Genomic DNA, 19854 nt, shown 5'->3' on the forward strand with positions numbered 1-19854 from the left:
GCATGATTTATAGTTTTAATCGAGCAGAGGCAACAACATTGTTTTGTGAAAATTCACCCTCTAAAAACTTTAAATGCCCAACAATAGCAATCATTGCAGCGTTATCTGTGGTGTATTCAAATTTTGGAATATAGGTAGTCCAGCCAAATTTCTTCTCGCCATCTTTTAGTGCTTTTCGTATGCCAGAATTTGCAGACACACCACCACCAATAGCAATGTGTTTGATACCAGTTTCTTTACTGGCTAATTTCAGTTTATCAATTAAAATACCAATAATAGTATATTGTATAGACGCACAAATATCATTGAGATTTTCTTCAATAAAATTTGGGTTTGCTTTGGTTTCTTTTTGAATAAAATAAAGAATTGCAGTTTTAAGACCAGAAAAACTAAAGTTTAATCCGTCAACTTTAGGTTTGGTAAACTTAAACGCTTTTGGGTTTCCTTGTTGTGCTCTTTTGTCAATTTCAGGACCAGCAGGATAGCCCAAGCCTAATATTTTTCCACTTTTATCATAAGCTTCACCAACAGCGTCGTCAATAGTTTCTCCAATAACTTCCATGTCAAAGTAGTTAGACACTTTTACAATTTGTGTATGTCCACCAGAAATGGTCATTGCTAAAAACGGAAATTCAGGTTTATTAAAATCTTCTTCATCAATAAAATGAGCTAAAATATGTGCTTGCATGTGGTTAACATCTATTAAAGGAATGTTTAAACCATAAGCCAATGACTTTGCAAAAGAGGTTCCTACAAGTAGCGAGCCCATTAAACCAGGACCACGAGTAAAAGCAATAGCATTAAGCTGAGATTTTTCAACACCTGCTTTTTTTAGTGCTTGTTGTACAACAGGAACTATATTTTGTTGATGTGCTCTCGAGGCTAATTCTGGTACAACACCTCCATATTCTTCATGAATTTTTTGGTTTGCAACAACATTGCTTAAAATCCTTCCGTTAAGCATAACCGAAGCTGCTGTATCATCACAAGATGACTCAATTGCTAGTATGTAAATATTTTGTGAAGCCATTAATATAAATTAGGCACAATAATTGTTAATTTTGGCTTCAAAGTTATAACTTTAAAACGTATCAAAAAATTTTTAAAAATAGTATCAAAGCTCCTGGCAATTCTTTTGCTATTGTTCATCATTTTGGTGTTGATACTTTCTATTCCTGCTGTACAAACGCGTTTAGGTAAACATGCAACAAAACTGGTTAACGAAGAATTTGGTACAAATATCAATATTGAAAAAGTAGGATTACAGTTTAATGGAGATGTAGAGTTAAAGCATATTTATGTTGAAGACTACAAAAAAGATACGCTTATTAATATTGCCGAATTAAACACATCAATCATTAATTTTAGAAATCTTTACAATGGCAAACTTGCCTTTGGAGATATTGATATTATTGACCTTACCTTTAATATAAAAACTTACAAAGGCGAAGACCAAACTAATTTAGATGTGTTTGTTGCAAGGTTTGATGAAGAAAATCCTAGTAATGAAAAAAGTGGATTTTTACTTTCATCCAGTGACGTGTCTATTTATAATAGTACGTTTAGAATGCTAGATGAAAACAAGGAAAACCAAAAAATACTTGAATTTGATAACCTTAACATTAATGCAACTGACTTTTTGATTGATGCAAGTGATGTAAGTGCTCGAATCAATACTTTATCGTTTAGAGATAGTAGAGGATTGTCAATTCAAAATATGGTTACAAATTTTGAGTACACATTAGACCATATGTCGTTTAACGATTTGAGTATAAAAACTGAAAACTCAAATCTTAACGGAAATGTACGATTTGATTATAAGCGTGAAGATTTACAAGAGTTTACCGATAAGGTGAATGTCACTGCAAATTTTGAAGATTCAGAGCTGTTTTTAAACGACCTTAATACATTTTATAACGAGTTTGGTGTTTCTCAAAAAGCAAACTTTACCGTTGATTTGTCAGGAACACTTAATGATCTTTATGCTGAAGAGCTAAAGCTTAATACAAGTTCGCGTACTAGAATTTACGGAAACATCAATTTTAAAAACTTGTTTAATAGCGAAGATGATAACTTTTCAATGGACGGAAAGTTTGATAACCTTTCATCAAATTACTACGATTTAAGAGCATTATTACCAAATATATTAGGAGAGTCTATTCCTTCAATATTTTCTAAACTTGGAGATTTTAATATCAATGGTACATCTCACATAACATCTACAACTATTGATGCCGATTTAGATATTTATACAGATTTGGGTGAAATAAGTTCCAATCTAGAAATGACTCGTGTTAATGATATTGACAACGCGAGTTATAAAGGTAATGTGGTGTTTAATGATTTTGATTTAGGAAAATTGCTAGATAATCCTGAAATAAAAACCACCTCATTTAACCTTGATGTGGACGGAAAAGGATTTACGTTAAAAAACCTTTACACCAACATTGAAGGTCAGATTTATGAATTGGATTTTAACGACTACAATTACCAACACATAACCGTTTCAGGAGAGTTAGGGAATAATATTTATAATGGTCTTTTAAAGTCAACTGACAAAAATTTCAAGTTCACGTTTGATGGTTTAGCAGATTTATCTAATGAGATTAAAGCTTTAGATTTTAAAGCTAATGTTGAGTATGCAAACCTTAATGCATTAAACTTTATTAAGTCCGACAGTATTTCAGTATTTAAAGGAAATGTTGAAATGTCAATGAAAGGTTCAGGGATTGATGATGCTTATGGTAGTTTAAATTTTAAAAACACCACCTACATCAATCAAAATGACGAATACTATTTTGAAGATTTTGACATCTCATCTACATTTCAAAATAAAAAACGAACAATAGCTATAAATTCTCCTGATATTATTGAAGGTACTATCAGTGGCGATTTCAAGTTTAAGGATATTGGTAAGCTAGTTGAAAATTCAGTGGGAAGTATTTATACCAACTACGTTCCTAATAAAATTGAAGGTAACCAGTACATGGACTTTAATTTTAAAATCTACAATAAAGTAGTTGAAGCCTTTTATCACGATTTAGAACTTGGTAAGAACACTTTTGTAAAAGGTAGAGTAGAGAGTGATGAAAAAGGCTTTAAGCTAACATTCAAGTCGCCTCAAATACGTTTGTTTGATTATTTTGCTAACGACATTTCGTTAAGTATCGATAACAGTAACCCTTTATTTAATACTTATGTAGAAATCGATTCGCTCAACACAAAGTATTATAATGTGTCTAAATTCAGTTTAATTAACGTTACACAACGCGATACGCTTTTTGTAAAATCTGAATTTAAAGGAGGTAAGGACAATACAGATGAGTTTGACCTTAATATGTATTACACTGTTGATGAGAATAACAAATCGGTTATAGGATTTAGAAAATCAGATGTCGTTTTTAAAGGCAACACTTGGAATATTAATGACGAAAAAGATAATCTGCATAAAATAGTTTTTGATAGAGACTTTAAAGAGTTTGATATTGAAAAGCTAGTAATGAATAATTACAATGAGCAAATTGAGTTGTCAGGTGTGGTTAGAGATTCTACCTACAAAAATATAAACCTAGGATTTACTGATGTTGACCTTTTAAAAATAACACCAAGAATTGATAGTTTAAACCTTGAAGGTTTAGTAAATGGAAAGGTAAATATTCTACAAGAAGATGGTGTGTACTTACCAACATCAAACCTCGACATCACTAACCTTAAGGCAAATGATTATGATTTAGGGTCTTTAAGTGCTAACATTACAGGAAATCAATCTCTAACCAATTATAAGGTTGATGTTAAACTTATTAATGATAATGTAAAATCCTTTGTGGCTAATGGTAATATTGATGTTGGCGACTCATCATATATAGATTTAAACTTAAGTTTTGATGAATTTTTACTTAATCCGCTAGATCCTTTTGGAGAAGGTGTTATTACCAATATTCGTGGTTTAGCAACAGGACGAGCAACTGTAACTGGTAATCTCAAAAACCCTGATATAAATGGTCGATTGTTATTAGATAATGCAGGATTGAGTATCCCTTATTTAAATGTAGATTACAGTTTTGATTTTGATTCTGAAGTAGAGCTCAAAGAGCAAAAATTTATATTCAATGATGTGGTTTTAACAGATTCTGAATATTTCTCTAAAGCAACACTTAATGGATTTATTGGTCATAATAGTTTTTCCGATTGGACTCTAGGGCTAGATTTAGAAACCAATCGTTTCTTAGTTTTAAATACTGATGATGACGAAGAAGCACTTTACTATGGAACCGCATTTGCAAGAGGTTTTGCAAGCATTTCTGGGCCAACAGACCAATTGGTTATTGACTTTGAAGGAAGTACCGAAAAAGGAACTGTCTTTAAAGTACCACTTAACGACTTGGAAACTTATGGAGACAACTCATACATTCACTTTTTAAGTCCTGAAGAAAAGGAAGCACGCAGAAAAGGAGAGGAGTATGTTGAGACCGAAATAAAAGGATTGGAACTCAATTTTGACCTAATTGTAACTCCTGATGCTGATATTGAAATTGTTATAGACCGAAACTCTGGTAGTACTATTCAAGGTTCAGGAAACGGATACTTATTTTTTGAAATAAACACCAATGGTAAGTTTAATATGTGGGGAGACTTTGTGGTAAACAAAGGTGTTTACAATTTTGCTTATGGAGGTTTAATACAAAAAGAACTTGTTGTTGAACCAAACGGAAGTATTCGTTGGGAAGGCGACCCAATGAAAGCACAAATAGACTTAAAAGCAATTTATAGTACATCTGCTAATCCTTCAGTATTATTAGACAACCCAATTAACAGAAGTATTGATGTAAATGTCGAAATAAGCCTAACAGGACAATTGGAACAACCTGAACCTAATTTTGCATTTAGTTTTCCTAATGTAGACTCTACAATTAAATCAGAGTTAGAATATCGATTAGAAACAAGAGAAAGTAGAGAGTTTCAAGCCTTAAACTTATTGTCTTTTGGTGCATTTGCTAGTGAAATCAGTTTAGGTCAACAAGCCTATGGTACCATTGCAGATAGAGTAAACAGTTTATTTAATAGCTTGTTTGAAGACGAAGATGGTAAACTACAAATAGGTGTCAATCTTCAACCTGGAGAGCAAACTCCAGACTATCAAACAGATGATAGATTAGGCTTTACATTAAGCACTAAAATTAATGATAAAGTATTCTTTAATGGTAAGGTTGGTGTGCCAATAGGTGGTGTTAACCAAACAGTAATTGCTGGTGATGCTGAGATAGAAGTACTATTAAATGATGATGGTACGCTTTCGGCAACGTTTTTTAATAGAGAAAACAGCATTAGAAACTTTGGAGAAGAAATTGGATACACACAAGGAGCAGGTTTATCATACAATGTCGAATTTGATACATTTAAAGAGTTAATCAACATTATTTTTTCTGGAAAGAATAAAAAGAAAAAGAATGCAAAAAAGACATCTGATAATGGCCCAAAAAAGAAAGACGACAACTTCCCAGATTACATCAATTTGAAGTCAGATTCGCAAAATAACGACTGATTTTTCAACTCACTTTTTCACATTTTTAATTTTTTTGTTAACGAAATCGTTTGAATTTTAACATACCGATAAAAATTTGCAGAAACCTTATTTTTATTGCTATATCTTTGCTAAGTTTACTTTTTATAATGTCGAATTTAATGAATAAAAACATAAAAAAAATTGCTGTTTTAACATCAGGTGGAGACTCTCCAGGAATGAATGCAGCAATTCGATCTGTAGTTAGAACTTGTGCATATCATAATATAAATTGTGTAGGAATTTATAGAGGATATCAAGGTATGATTGAAGGCGATTTTAAAGAAATGGATGCTCGTAGTGTAAAAGGCATTATTAACAAAGGAGGTACCATATTAAAATCGGCAAGATCAAACGAATTTAGAACTGTAGAAGGTCGTAAAAAAGCTTACGAAAAACTTAAAGAAGCTAATGTTGATGCGCTAGTTGCTGTTGGAGGTGACGGAACGTTTACAGGAGCAATGATTTTTAGTAGTGAATATGATTTTCCAGTAATGGGAATTCCAGGAACTATTGATAACGATATCTTTGGTACTTCACACACTTTAGGTTATGACACTGCTTTAAACACTGTAGTAGATGTCATTGATAAAATTAGAGATACTGCAAGTTCACACAACCGTTTATTCTTTATTGAAGTAATGGGACGCGATGTTGGACATATAGCACTAAACGCTGGAGTTGGTGCAGGAGCAGAAGAAATTTTAATACCTGAAGAAGATTTAGGATTAGAACGTTTACTAGAGTCTTTACGTCGTAGTAAGCGCTCAGGAAAATCTTCAAGTATTGTTGTAGTTGCTGAAGGTGATAAAATAGGTAAAAACGTATTTGAGCTTAAAGACTACGTTGATGAAAACTTAGCCGAATACGAAGTACGAGTATCTGTTTTAGGTCATATGCAAAGAGGTGGTTCACCTTCTTGCTTTGACAGAGTATTAGCAAGTAGAATGGGAGTAAAAGCTGTAGAAAGCCTTTTAGAAGGAAAATCAAACTACATGGTTGGTTTACTCAATGATAAAATGGCACTTACACCATTAGACCAAGCTATAAAAGGACAATCAAAAATTAATTTAGAATTACTACGTGTGTCAGATATCATGACCACTTAAACCTTAAAATAAGAATATGTCAAATTTAAAATTAGGAATCAACGGATTCGGAAGAATAGGAAGAATAGTTTTTAGAGCAACTATTAACAGACCAGATGTAGATGTTGTAGCAATCAACGATTTACTAGACGTAGAACACTTAGCGTACTTATTAGAGTATGACTCTGTTCATGGTAGATTTGATGGTACAATTGAAGTTAAAGATGGAAACTTAGTTGTAGATGGAAAAACAGTAAGAATTACTGCTGAAAGAGACCCTAAAAACTTAAAATGGGACGAAGCTGGAGTAGATATCGTTGCTGAGTGTACAGGTATTTTCACAACTTTAGAAACAGCTAACTATCACATTGAAGCTGGAGCTAAAAAAGTAGTAATTTCTGCACCAAGTAAAGACGCTCCAATGTTTGTAATGGGAGTTAATGATAACGAATTAACTGCTGACCACAAGATTGTTTCAAATGCTTCTTGTACTACAAACTGTTTAGCACCTTTAGCTAAAGTATTAGACGACAACTTTGGTATTGAAGAAGCTTTAATGACAACTGTTCATGCAACAACCGCAACTCAATTAACTGTTGATGGACCTTCACGTAAAGATTATAGAGGCGGAAGAAGTGCTTTATTAAACATTATTCCTGCATCTACTGGAGCAGCTAAAGCTGTTGGTAAAGTAATTCCTAAACTAAACGGTAAACTTACAGGTATGGCATTTAGAGTACCTACTGCAGATGTTTCAGTGGTAGACTTAACTGTTCGTACTCAAAAAGAAACATCTTTAGAAGAAATTAAAGCTGTTTTCAAAAAAGCGTCTGAAGGAGACATGAAAGGTGTGTTGGGTTACACTGATGAATTAGTAGTATCTCAAGACTTTGTAAGTGATGCTCGTACAAGTATATTTGATGCTGATGCAGCTATTGAATTAAATTCAAAATTCTTTAAAGTTGTATCATGGTATGATAACGAATTTGGGTATTCCAACAAACTTGTTGACTTAGCTCAAAAAGTACACTCGTTATAATAATAATTTAATTCCGTAGAGTTTATAGTGCTTTACGGAATTTTTTTTACATAAAATTTATGATATTAATTGTTGATAGTGGTTCTACCAAATGCGATTGGATAGCAGTAGATAACAATGGTAACCAATTACTAGAAAAGATAAGGACCAAAGGGCTCAACCCAGCAATATTAAAAGAAAAAAAGCTTTTTAAGATTATTAAAGCTAGCGAAGAATTAATGACTGTTAAAGATCAAGTAACAGACATTTATTTTTATGGAGCTGGTTGTGGTACAGAAAACCCAAGATTACTACTTACCCAAGTATTACGCTCTTTGTTTTTAAAAGCAAATGTAGAGGTAAAAGAAGATACCATGGCTGCTGTAAGAGCTACTATTAATACTCCAGATGAAGCTGCCGTTGTTTGCATTATGGGTACTGGTTCTAATTGTAGTTATTACGATGGTAAAGAATTACATCAACGTGTTAAATCATTAGGTTACACCTTAATGGATGATGCTTCTGGTAATTATTATGGTAAAGAATTAATACGAGATTATTATTATAATCATATGCCAGAGCAAATAAAAGTGGCTTTTGGAGATAAGTATAATTTAGAAGCCGATTATATCAAATACAATTTATATAAGCAACCAAACCCTAATGCATATTTAGCTAATTTTGCTGAGTTTATGATTCTTAATAAAGATTCTGAATACATAAAAGAACTAATAAAAAAAGGTGTTAGGAGATTTGCAAAAAACATGATTCTTCAGTTTAAAGAAGAGTTGAAAACTGCACCTGTACATTTTGCAGGTTCAATAGCATTTTTCTGTCAAGATGAAATTAAAGAAGTTGCTGAAGAGTTAAACTTTAAAGTAGGAAACTTTGAAAGAAGACCAATTGAAGGTTTGGTTAACTTCCACACAAACGCTTCATAATTTAGTAATACAATGGAAATAGCAATAATTGCTCATGATGGTAAGAAAGCTGAAATGGTTCAGTTTTTAAATCAGCATAAAGACATATTATTAAGCAAGAAAATAAATTTAATCTCTACAGGAACCACTGGAAAAAAAGTAAAAAAAGCAGGTTTTGAAGTTACAAGACTGCTATCTGGTCCTTTAGGTGGAGATGCTCAAATTGCTGCTAGAGTAGCAGAAGGACAATGTAATATGGTATTGTTTTTTAGAGATCCTCTTGAAAAACATCCTCACGAACCTGATGTGCTTATGTTAATGCGTTTATGCGATGTACATGATGTACCATTAGCTACCAATCCAGCAACAGCAGAACTTTTAATGAAAGCACTTTAAATTAATAAAGTGCTTTTTTATGTGTAGAAATTAAGGATTATAGACTTGATTTTCCTGTTCGGCAACTCTAATAAACGTAGTGCGTTTAGTAAGTTCCTTTAAGCGTTCAGCACCAACATAAGTACAAGTGCTTCGTAAACCACCTAAAATATCTTGTAGCGTGTTTTCTACATTCCCTCTATAAGGGACTTCAACTGTTTTGCCTTCGCTAGCTCTGTATTCGGCAACACCACCAACATGTTTTTCCATTGCAGTAGAAGAACTCATTCCGTAAAACTGTTTATAAGGTTTACCATTGCGTTCTATAAGTTCGCCACCACTTTCATTGTGTCCAGCAAGCATGCCACCAAGCATTACAAAATCTGCAGCAGCACCAAACGCTTTAGCTATATCACCAGGAATGGTACAACCACCATCACTAATAATTTGTCCACCTAAACCATGAGCAGCATCAGCACATTCAATAATTGCAGATAACTGAGGATAACCAACACCTGTTTTTACCCTTGTGGTACAAACGCTTCCTGGTCCAATACCAACTTTTACAACATCAGCTCCAGAGAGCAACAGTTCTTCAACCATTTCACCAGTAACCACGTTACCAGCAATAATCACCTTATCAGGATATTGGTCTCTGGTGCGTTTTACGAAATCAACAAAGTGTTCAGAATAACCATTAGCTACATCAATACAAATGAATTTATATTGCGGATTAAAATTTAAAATTGAAGCTAGTTTTTCAGAATCTTGTTGTCCTGTTCCTGTGCTAATCGCTAAATAATCTTCAATACCTTCTGGTGCATTAGATGAAAACACGTTCCAGTCGGTAATAGAGTAGTGCTTGTGTATTGCAGTAAACAATTTATGTTTTGACAAGGCCAAAGCCATATCAAAAGTGCCAACGGTATCCATATTGGCAGCCATAATTGGGATGCCTTTCCAGTTGACTTTACTGTTTAAAAAGGTAAATTCTCTTTCTAAATTAACCTGTGAACGACTCTTTAGTGTAGAACGTTTTGGTCGAATCATAACATCTTTAAAACCTAGTTTTATTTCATATTCAATGCGCATAATGGATATAATTGGGTTACTATCAAAAATACAAAACTCAAGTGGATGTTTTTGGTTGACTTATTAACAATTTATACAATAAGTTAGACCGATAAAATGTATATTAGGCATTGTTAAATATTGTAATCGACAAATAGATTAGCTTTTAATATGACTAAATATTATAAGGAAAAAGCACTTTTGGCAACAAAAAATAAGATTGATAGCATAAAGCGAGATGCTGATTTTTTTAAAAGAAATTTAAACAGATTTATTGTTTTTGGAACTTTAGCTTCTTTTGTAGCTCCAAATTATGGAAAAGACAAACCGCTTTATGCAGAATTAAATGTGTCGTATTATGATTTAGTAGTCTTTTTTGTAATTGTATTTGCTTCAATTTGTTTTATTAGTTACATCATATGGAAAGTTCAAGATAGGACAAGAATGCGTAAACTACTAAAGCGTAAAAAAGAATTAGAAGAAGAAATAAAGAGTTATGAGTGATTTATTAACAGCTATTAATGTTAAGTTTGATGTCATGAAATTTTAAGATTGAATTTTAAAAATAAAAAAACTAACTTCGTTTAACTCTCGATATAAATTATTAAAACAATTCATATCTAATTATTGGCAACCATTTAAAATCACTCTACTCATTAAGAAATTTTGAAGATTATTAATTTCATTTGTAGCAAATCAAAATACTTTAAAATATAAATAAATCATAAATATTTCACTTATAAGTAAAATAACTATATATTTGCAAGCCGTATGTTCTCGAAATGTCAATTAATTAAAATACCTCAATTCAGTGGACCAAAGGGTTCTGTTTACACTATATTAATTGACGATGAAGAAATTACAGCGTTCAAAAATTTCGTAATGATGAATAATTCATTTAAAAGTGAAATAAAAGATATAGTTGGACGTTTAAAAACTATGGGGTTTAAAACTGGTATGAGAGAGGACTTTTTTAAATTGTACGAAGGTAACCCTGGAGACGGCGTTTGCGCATTGTTTGACAAAGAAGACAGTAACTTAAGATTGTATTGTGTTCGTTACGGCTCTCAAATTGTAATACTTGGAGGTGGAGGTCACAAACCAAAATCCATTAGAACTTTCCAAGAAGATGAAAATTTAGAGAAACAAAATTTTATCCTAAGAGACTTATCAAAACTAATTACTGAAAAAATGCAAGACAAAGAAATTTGGTTTAGCGAAGATGGCTTAGATTTTGAAGGTGACTTAACAATTGAAAACTATAATTATGAATAAATCTGCACAAGAGAATTTTGACTTTATAGACGATATTTTGGAAGAAATATCGCCTGTAGAAATGAAAAAAATCGAACAACGTATGCTTAATGCTGAAAAAATCCGTAAAGCTATGGATGCCAAAGGTTGGAACAATACCAAATTATTAGAGGCATTGAATATGAAAAGCCTAAGCATAATAACTAAATGGCTAAGTGGAACTCATAATTTTACTCAAGACACTTTAGTAGAAATTGGTGAAGTTTTAGGGATTAATTTCTTTGAACCAGCAGAACAAGGAATTACTATAGAATTTAGTTTTCCAGTATTAAAAAATAAAACAAGTGGATTTGATTCATACAGCAGTCTGGATTATATTTTAAATGCTAATCAAATTAATTTGTCAAATTCATTTAATAATAATTGCACAGAATATCAAGCTTAAATTATGTCTGAAGAAAAACCATTTAATTTTCAAATAAAAGGTATCGAAATTCTTGATACGAGTATTATAAGACCAAAAAATAAAATTGATGGTAATACGGTATTTGGATTTGACTTACAGGCACAGCACAGTTTTAATTTAGAAAGAGAATTAGTTATAGTAACTTGTAATATTGATGTGTTAGATAACAATTCTAAGGATAAATTAGGTCACGTTAATGCAAGTTGCTTATACTATGTTGAGAATTTCAAACAGTATTTTGACGAGAAAACAAGCGCACCAAGTTTACCTCAAGGTGTTGTCACAATGCTGAATTCTATTTCAATTTCTACTGTTAGAGGTGTTATGTATGGAATTTTTAGGGGAACATTCTTAAATGGAGCTATTTTACCTGTTGTTAACCCTAATATGCAAATAAAAAAATAAAAAACGGTAGCCAACAATGGCTATAAGTAATTGTAAGTAATCGCATACTTACGAAAATCCTCGCAGATTTTCAGTTTGGTGCGTACTTGCAAAGTTTTGTGTTAAACCACGCAACTACTCATAGCCGAGACCGTTCAAGCACATTCGGCTAAAGCCGACCAATGTTGCTACATTGCTTCGCAATTCTCGCCCCATTGGAAATGTGCTTGAACGCTGCGCTATGCCAAATTGCTACTAGGTATATCAAATAACATCGACTTTAACCGCACTTCGAGTGAAAACGTGCAAGAACAATAGCTATACGCAATTTGATGTGGTTTAACCTGTATTTTTAAAAATTTGTGAATAAATTCACTATTTTTAAAATCCAAAACCACACTACGCATAGCGCAGCGTTAGCATTCATTGGTAAAAACACTTAAAACATCAACAATCTATTTGACTTATTCTATGAAAAAGCACTTTGTTTATATAATAATTTCGATACTTTTTATTATAAGTTCAATATTTCGTCTCAATTACATTGTTAATACTGTGGCTTGTAGACACGGATGCATACCTGTAATCGCTTTTTTACTTTTCATAATTGGAATAATATTGTTGTTAATTGGTATAATTTTATTCTTTAAATCTAAAAGAGTGTAATTATATTATTTGGAAAATAGAGATTGTGGAATCGGAAATTAAATTTAAAAACCGAATAATATGCGGAATTTAGCAAGTTGCAGAATTGCTTACTCAATCGGAATTGAAAAAGTTTACGGAATAAATCGCTGACCGAATTCACTCAAACGCTAGAAAAATAAAAAACGGAATTGAATCAAATAATTAATAGTCTGAATAAAAACAACGAAATGCCAACAACGTGTATAGCTCATTGTGGCTGAATTCCTAATCGGAATTCATTGCAATTTGCTATCTTTCGGTTACGGCGGAAAATCCTCGCGGATTTCCCGCAACAAGCCATACACAAGACCGTTAAACGAACCTCGTGTTATTTCACTGCAATCATGCTAATTTCCACGTTTACAAACTTAGGTAAATTGGCAACTTCTACAGTTTCTCTTGCAGGAGCAGTGTCTGGATTAAAATAAGTTCCGTATACCTCATTTATCTTTGAAAAGTTATTCATATCACTAATGAATATTGAGGTTTTTACTACGTTTTCAAAGGTCATATCTGCAGCTTCCAAAACCGCTTTCATGTTTTCCATTACTTGCTTGGTTTCGGTTTGAATGTCATCTAAAACCAACTCCATAGTTTCAGGATGCAATGCAATTTGCCCTGAAGTATATAAAGTGTTTCCTACAAGTGTAGCTTGGTTATAAGGTCCAATAGGAGCAGGAGCTTTGGTAGTGTTGATTATTGTTTTCATAACGTAGTTATTATAATTGTTGGTCACGTTGTTTACGCTTATCGTATTTAAGGTCTTTAAGCAAGCTAGATTTTATTCCAATAAAGAAATTCCATGAACTTCTGGTGCTAAAAGGAATCCAGCTAAAGTTCATTCGCCAACTCAATAAATCTCTTTCAAATCGTAATTGCGTATAAGTAAATCCGTTGTTTTTAAAATCATAACCAGACGACGCACCAACGGTCCATCTAGGAGAAATTTCTACATCACCAGAAAACATTAACGAGTGTGATGATATTTCGTTTTGTCTAGCAGAGTTGGAGTAATTTACAGCGTAGGCTAAACGCAAGTTCCAAGGAATGACATAGTTGTATAATTCGCTTGGTTTTTCTTCTCTGTCATCTCTATCATCATCAGTTAAACGTTGGTCTGCAAAATCTTCGGGTTTACCAAAAAGGTCATCGGCACGACCACCACTTCTTATGGACTCTTGTATAGCTCTATCGTTTGAATTATCGTCATCACTTTTTCCTGAAAAACTCTTGTTTGAAAGGCTATAACTCATGTTTATACTTGCTGAAGTTAACCTAAACAGACTTCCTCCATTATTAATATTGAGCTTATCTATTCGTTGATTGTTATTGTTTAAGGCATAAGGATCAAGTGTTGCTCCAAAGTTAATACTCATTTTATTATCGAATATTTGAGTACCACCAGACATACGTACAGGACTTAATTTAATAGAGTCTGCAGCAAAATTATATGACGTAGAAAAATTAAGGTTGTTAAGTAGTATGATTTTTTTAGGTTCTGTTTTGGTTGAATCCCTATCTCTTACTTTTGCTTCAATATTGTTGGAAAGTGATATTCCCATTGAGCTTGCGTAGTTTTTATTAGGAGATCCAAAAATAGATTGTTCAAATCTGCTATATTCTACTTCTCTAGATGTGGTTCCATCTGCATCAACAATTTCATAAGTGTCATAATATTGATCAAAAGCAGGATTAATACTATAACTTATTGATGGTCGCATAACATGTCGTATCGCCTGAATTTTAGTGTCCTTTCCTTCTTTGGTAAAATCGTACATACCATAAATAGTAGTACCAATACTTGTGCTAAAATTATAAGTCCTAAAACTATCAAAGGTGTTTTTTTGAATAGTTACTTCTTCCTCAAGAGCTGCATCGTAGTATTTTCTAACAGTATTAAAGGTCCAGTTTTCTTCAAAATTTGTGCTGGCACTCATACTAAAGTATTTAAACACTTTAAAGTTTGTGGTTAACGGAATACTGTGTTGTACACCCATTTTGGCATCATCAAACATTTCTTTTTTAAAGAACAACGAATCGGTAGTTTGAATTCTGTTTTCAGCTCTTACATTATACTGAAAGTTGATGTTATCTATAATTCCTTTTTTAGTTCCAACTTTAGGTTCAAAAGGATAAATTCTACTCACACTACCTTGAAACGTAGGTAATGTCATGTTGATTTGCTGAGTGTTGGTGTTTTGCGAGTGTGTCGCAGTCATATTCAAATTTACTTGTGGCTCGCCTTGAAAAGATTTTGAATATGAAATAGAGGATGATAATGTGTTATTTAAAAAGTTAGACGAGTTTAACTGATTAATAGACTGCTGATAATATCTACTACTACCTAAGTTTACAGAAGCCGAAAAACGCGAACTTGGGCTAGATTTTCCATCTTGTGAGTGTGACCATCTTATATTGTAAACCGAAGTTTTTGAATAATCAGGGAATCCTCGTTCGCTACTAATTAGGTTTTCATACCTAAAACTCAAGTTACCTCTAAACTTGTAGCGCAACGCATAGTTAGATTCTATTCGCATTCCGTAACTACCATTAGTGTAATAATCTCCTAAAACTGCTAAATCAACATAATCATTAATAGCAAAATAGTAACCACCATTTTGTACAAAATACCCTCTGTCATTCTGTTCTCCAAACGAAGGAAAAATAACACCAGACGTTTGTTTCTTAGTCATTGGGAAGTAAGCAAAAGGCAAACCAATAGGTAGTGGCACATCATAAATAAACATGTTGGTAAGACCTGTTACCACTTTTTTACCAGGTACAATTTTAGCTTTACGCATTAAAAAGTAATATTCAGGGTCGTCAAGATTTTCTGAAGTGGTAAACTTACCGCGTCTTATAAAATATACTGAGTCGTTTTCCTTTTTAGTTAAGTCAGCAATAATAGTTCCTCCGCTTTGTTCAGTCTTGGAATTAAATATTAATGCTTTTTTAGAATCGGTATTAAAGATAATAGAATCAGGTTCTACAACATTTTGACCTTGTTTAAACACAGGAGCTTGACTATATCCTGTAGAATCTTTTAATCGGCCTGCATACACTAGATTTTTATTGTAGTCAATTACAATAACTCCAGCTTTTATTTCCATATCTTCATAATACACTTCTGCTTGATTATAGAGATATATTTTGTTTTCCTTTTGGTTTATAGATACGTAGTCTTTGGCTTTATAGTTAACCTTACCGGATAAAAACTCCTTTTTCTTAGGAATACTATCAGAAGTAATGGAGTCGTTTTCTTTTAAATTTAAAGGTTGACTAAATAAAGAGTCCGATACTAGCGACAAAGTATCTCTTTCAGTTTTTGGAGTAATGGGTTCGGTAGATTTTGGTAAATCTTGAGAAAAGCCCAAAGTGTTAATAAACACTGTAAAACTTAGGGTAAAAAGTATTTGAAAGATGTTTGTACGCAATGCTTTTAAATGTATTTTTGTAAAAGTATGGCTCGGTTTTTGAATTGCCAAAATTACATATATTTTTTTGTGATTACAGTTAATTCGACCAAAATTTAAAAATTAAAATAAACCAAGTTAGTCAGCCGTTTAAACACATATGAGAACGTACATATTTTCCATAATCGTATTATTTATAGTTTATTTAACACCTGCACACGCATTTCAAAAGGATAAAGACCATTTTGTAGTGGTTTTAGATGCTGGTCATGGTGGTCATGATCCTGGTAATTTAGGAAGTGGTTATAAAGAAAAAGATATCGCTTTAAAAATTGCTTTAGAAGTAGGTAAGGAGTTATCAAAACATAAAGACATAAAAGTAATTTATACACGTAAAACAGATGTTTTTATTGAGCTTCGTGAACGTGCAGCCATTGCTAATAGAGCAGATGCCGATTTGTTTGTGTCTATTCACTGTAATGCACATCACTCTAGTGCAAATGGCACCGAAACGTTTGTTTTAGGAGCAGCAAATACGCAACGAAACTTTGAAATTGCTAAAAAAGAAAACGAAGTAATTTTCTTAGAAGCTAACTATGAAATACACTACGAAGGGTTTAACCCTAATTCTCCTGAGTCATCAATAGGCTTGGGTGTAATACAAGAAGTATATACTGAAAACAGTATTAAATTAGCAAGACTTATTGAAGATAATTTTTCTGGGAAATTGTCACGAAAAAGTAGAGGCGTAAAGCAAGCTAGTCTTTGGGTGTTACACAACACCTATATGCCAAGTGTGTTAATTGAAGTTGGTTTTTTAACCTATAAACCTGAAGGAAAGTTTTTAAATTCCTCTAGTGGTCAAACATCAATGGCTATAGGTATTAGAGATGCTATTTTAAGTTATAAAGATGAATTATCATTAAATGTAGGTGAAAGTATTTTTTCTGATAAATTACCAGATAAACTACCACCTATAGAAAACGAAACCATACCAGAGACTAAAGAAGTCTTCCCAAATATTGTGTTTAAAGTTCAAATAGCAGCAAGTTCTAGACAACTAGAGCCTAAACCTTACAACTTTAAGGGACTAGATAATATCTCTAGAAAAAAGGAAGATGGCTTGTATAAATATTATTACGGTTATACTTCAGATTATAACGAAGTGCAAAGACTTCAAAATGAAGCTAAAGCTAAAGGCTATACTACCTGCTTTATAGTAGCTTATAGAGACGGAAACAAAATAGATGTTTCAGAAGCTATTAAAAGTACCTCTAATTAGAAACATTCTTTATATATTTATCATTAATTTTGTGTAACCAAACACACTGAACATTGAAAATATCAAGAGAAGTTAAAACAGCTATACTGGTCATATCAGGAATTGTTCTGTTTATTTATTTATTCAATTACTTAAAAGGTGAAAATCTTTTAGATTCTTCAAGAACCTATTATACTGTTTATGATAATGTTGAAGGACTTGCACCTTCTACGCCTGTAACCATTAATGGCTTTAGTGTAGGTAAGGTTCAAGATATCTCTTTTACTGATGATGGATCAGGAAAATTATTGGTAAAATTACTTGTTGACAATGATTTTAAATTTTCTAAAAATAGTAAAGCTCAACTATACGATTTAGGTTTAATAGGAGGAAAAGGAGTAGCAATTATACCAGCGTTTGATAATGCCGAAATAGCAAAAAGTGGTTCGTATTTAGAGTCTAGTGTTAAAGGTGGTTTATCTGAATTGGTTAATCAGCGTTTAACTCCTTTACAAGAGAAAATTGAAACTATGATGGTGAGTGCAGATTCGTTACTGTCTAATTTAAATGATGTGTTTGATGAAGAAGCTAAAGCAAATTTAAGAGGTAGTATTGCTGGTTTAAACCAAACCATTTCTTCTTTCAAAAGCACGTCTGAAACCATAAACAAATTATTAAAAGACAATCAAGAAAGTTTAAACAGTACGTTAGCCAATGCTGAAAACTTAACCAATAACTTGTCAAAAATAACCGATTCAGTTGCCGATGCCAATTTAGGTGCAACCTTAAAGAATTTACAACAAACCGTTAACGGACTCAATAGCGTGTTGGCTAGTATAGATAATGGTGAAGGTACTATTGGTAAGTTATTAAAAGACGATGCTTTATATAAAAATTTAGAAGGCGCTTCAAAAGAAATGGAGTTATTGCTATTAGATATAAAACTACATCCTGCACGATACAGACGTATTTTATCTAAAAAGGAAATCCCTTACCAAGCACCTACTGAAGAACAAATGAATTAGATTATTTCTACTATGCAATTTATACCAAACATACTTTTTGCTATAGCACTTATTCTTGGAATAGGATTTTTTGCAAAAAATGTCAAAAAACTTATTCGTAACATCAAACTAGGACAAGATGTTGATGTAAGCGATAATAAATCACAACGATGGAAAAATATGACCATGATTGCTTTAGGGCAAAGCAAAATGGTAAAACGTCCAATTGCAGGTGTACTTCACGTTATTGTATATGTAGGCTTTGTAATTATCAATATTGAAGTACTTGAAATAATTATCGACGGACTTTTTGGAACGCATCGCCTATTTTCAAAAATGGGAACTTTATATGGTGTTCTTATAGGCACTTTTGAAGTATTAGCAGCATTAGTATTTGTATCAGTTGTAATATTCTGGGTTAGAAGAAATGTTATTAAACTACAACGTTTCTGGAAATCTGAAATGAAAGGTTGGCCAAAAAATGATGGTAACTTCATTTTATATTTTGAAATGGTATTGATGACTTTATTTTTAGTTATGAATGCTACCGATGTTCATTTTCAAGATATGAATTCAGGTAATGTGATTAGTCAATACATAGCGCCTTTGTTTTCTGGATTAGCAGAATCTACATTGCATATTATAGAGCGTAGTGCTTGGTGGCTGCATATTTTAGGAATTTTAGTGTTCCTTAATTACTTATACTATTCAAAGCATTTACATATTTTACTTGCATTTCCAAACACTTACTACGGAAAAGTAAATCCAAAAGGACAATTAAACAACTTAGAAGCAGTTACTAACGAAGTTAAAATGATGATGGACCCAAATGCAGATCCATTTGCAGCACCTGAAGAAGGCGCAGAAGACGAGGTTCCTGCAAAGTTCGGTGCTAGTGATGTGCAAGATTTAAACTGGGTACAACTACTTAATGCTTATACATGTACTGAGTGTGGTAGATGTACAAGCGAATGTCCTGCTAACCAAACAGGAAAAAAATTATCGCCTCGTAAAATCATGATGGATACTCGTGATCGATTAGAAGAAGTTGGTAAAAATATCGATGCTAATGGAGGTGAATTTAAAGATGATGGAAAACAACTCTTAGGAGATTATATCTCTACCGAAGAACTTTGGGCATGTACAACTTGTAATGCATGTACAGAAGCGTGTCCTGTAAGTATCGATCCATTATCAATTATTATAGAAATGAGACGTTATTTAGTAATGGAACAAAGTGCTGCTCCAATGGAGCTTAATAATATGATGACCAATATTGAAAACAATGGAGCACCTTGGCCATATAACCAAATGGACCGTTTAAATTGGGCTAACGAAGAATAATATTAGGGT

16 protein-coding genes are annotated in these 19854 nt (G+C 32.5%); 12 read left to right on the top strand and 4 right to left on the bottom strand.

The annotated features are described in order from the left end of the window. Positions 1 to 7 precede the first annotated feature (7 nt). Positions 8 to 1030: a tRNA (adenosine(37)-N6)-threonylcarbamoyltransferase complex transferase subunit TsaD gene (gene tsaD / locus A8975_RS04910; protein ID WP_134198890.1), complete on the bottom strand. Its 1023-nt coding sequence runs from the start codon at positions 1028 to 1030 to the stop codon at positions 8 to 10. A 105-nt stretch (positions 1031 to 1135) separates the two neighbouring features. Here tsaD and A8975_RS04915 point away from each other — a divergent pair, with 105 nt between their 5' ends. The 5 genes from A8975_RS04915 to A8975_RS04935 all read left to right on the top strand — a co-directional run bounded on the left by A8975_RS04915 (position 1136) and on the right by A8975_RS04935 (position 8982). After that, a complete protein-coding gene (locus tag A8975_RS04915) occupies positions 1136 to 5542 on the top strand; it encodes a translocation/assembly module TamB domain-containing protein (protein ID WP_243832947.1) in 4407 nt (1468 codons plus the stop codon). 140 nt (positions 5543 to 5682) lie between these two features. Next, the gene (gene pfkA / locus A8975_RS04920; RefSeq protein ID WP_131506622.1) at positions 5683 to 6669 is read left to right on the top strand and encodes a 6-phosphofructokinase; all 987 of its coding nucleotides are present in this window, start codon (positions 5683 to 5685) and stop codon (positions 6667 to 6669) included. Positions 6670 to 6685: 16 nt separating this feature from the next. Continuing rightward, a complete protein-coding gene (gap, locus tag A8975_RS04925) occupies positions 6686 to 7687 on the top strand; it encodes a type I glyceraldehyde-3-phosphate dehydrogenase (protein WP_134198891.1) in 1002 nt (333 codons plus the stop codon). 59 nt (positions 7688 to 7746) lie between these two features. Further along, positions 7747 to 8607: an N-acetylglucosamine kinase gene (locus tag A8975_RS04930; RefSeq protein ID WP_129760009.1), complete on the top strand. Its 861-nt coding sequence runs from the start codon at positions 7747 to 7749 to the stop codon at positions 8605 to 8607. A gap of 12 nt (positions 8608 to 8619) precedes the next feature. Beyond that, complete coding sequence (locus A8975_RS04935) at positions 8620 to 8982, top strand: methylglyoxal synthase (RefSeq protein WP_131506624.1); 363 nt, start codon at positions 8620 to 8622, stop codon at positions 8980 to 8982. A 30-nt stretch (positions 8983 to 9012) separates the two neighbouring features. Here A8975_RS04935 and guaC read toward each other — a convergent pair whose 3' ends face one another. Then, a complete protein-coding gene (guaC, locus tag A8975_RS04940) occupies positions 9013 to 10053 on the bottom strand; it encodes a GMP reductase (RefSeq protein WP_134198892.1) in 1041 nt (346 codons plus the stop codon). Positions 10054 to 10203: 150 nt separating this feature from the next. Between guaC and A8975_RS04945 the strand changes: the two genes are divergently transcribed. From A8975_RS04945 to A8975_RS04960, 4 genes are all read left to right on the top strand, one after another. After that, entirely contained in the window at positions 10204 to 10536 is a 333-nt protein-coding gene (locus A8975_RS04945) for a hypothetical protein (RefSeq protein WP_134198893.1), read from the top strand. Between the two features lie 378 nt (positions 10537 to 10914). Continuing rightward, positions 10915 to 11307: a hypothetical protein gene (locus A8975_RS04950; RefSeq protein WP_208325357.1), complete on the top strand. Its 393-nt coding sequence runs from the start codon at positions 10915 to 10917 to the stop codon at positions 11305 to 11307. Beyond that, positions 11300 to 11731 (top strand): multiprotein-bridging factor 1 family protein, encoded by a 432-nt coding sequence (locus tag A8975_RS04955; protein WP_134198895.1) that lies wholly within the window; start codon positions 11300 to 11302, stop codon positions 11729 to 11731. Before A8975_RS04950 ends, A8975_RS04955 begins: the two co-directional genes overlap by 8 nt. A gap of 3 nt (positions 11732 to 11734) precedes the next feature. Further along, the gene (locus tag A8975_RS04960) at positions 11735 to 12157 is read left to right on the top strand and encodes a hypothetical protein (protein ID WP_134198896.1); all 423 of its coding nucleotides are present in this window, start codon (positions 11735 to 11737) and stop codon (positions 12155 to 12157) included. Positions 12158 to 13151: 994 nt separating this feature from the next. On the opposite strand, the gene A8975_RS04965 is transcribed toward A8975_RS04960, so the two are convergent. Further along, positions 13152 to 13532, bottom strand: coding sequence for a RidA family protein (locus A8975_RS04965; protein WP_134198897.1), 381 nt, complete (start codon positions 13530 to 13532; stop codon positions 13152 to 13154). 10 nt (positions 13533 to 13542) lie between these two features. Next, the gene (locus A8975_RS04970; RefSeq protein WP_134198898.1) at positions 13543 to 16308 is read right to left on the bottom strand and encodes a putative LPS assembly protein LptD; all 2766 of its coding nucleotides are present in this window, start codon (positions 16306 to 16308) and stop codon (positions 13543 to 13545) included. Between the two features lie 88 nt (positions 16309 to 16396). Between A8975_RS04970 and A8975_RS04975 the strand changes: the two genes are divergently transcribed. Genes A8975_RS04975 through A8975_RS04985 form a run of 3 tightly spaced genes read left to right on the top strand, consistent with a single transcriptional unit; the run spans position 16397 to position 19845 of the window. Then, positions 16397 to 17518 carry an N-acetylmuramoyl-L-alanine amidase gene (locus A8975_RS04975; protein ID WP_134198899.1) on the top strand — a complete coding sequence of 374 codons (1122 nt, stop codon included), beginning with the start codon at positions 16397 to 16399 and terminating at the stop codon, positions 17516 to 17518. 53 nt (positions 17519 to 17571) lie between these two features. After that, positions 17572 to 18522 carry an MlaD family protein gene (locus tag A8975_RS04980; RefSeq protein WP_129760017.1) on the top strand — a complete coding sequence of 317 codons (951 nt, stop codon included), beginning with the start codon at positions 17572 to 17574 and terminating at the stop codon, positions 18520 to 18522. Between the two features lie 12 nt (positions 18523 to 18534). After that, positions 18535 to 19845 (top strand): (Fe-S)-binding protein, encoded by a 1311-nt coding sequence (locus A8975_RS04985; RefSeq protein WP_134198900.1) that lies wholly within the window; start codon positions 18535 to 18537, stop codon positions 19843 to 19845. Positions 19846 to 19854 lie beyond the last annotated feature (9 nt).

Source organism: Meridianimaribacter flavus, from assembly GCF_004366715.1.
In the GTDB taxonomy this organism is placed as follows: Bacteria; Bacteroidota; Bacteroidia; order Flavobacteriales; family Flavobacteriaceae; genus Gaetbulibacter_B; species Gaetbulibacter_B jejuensis.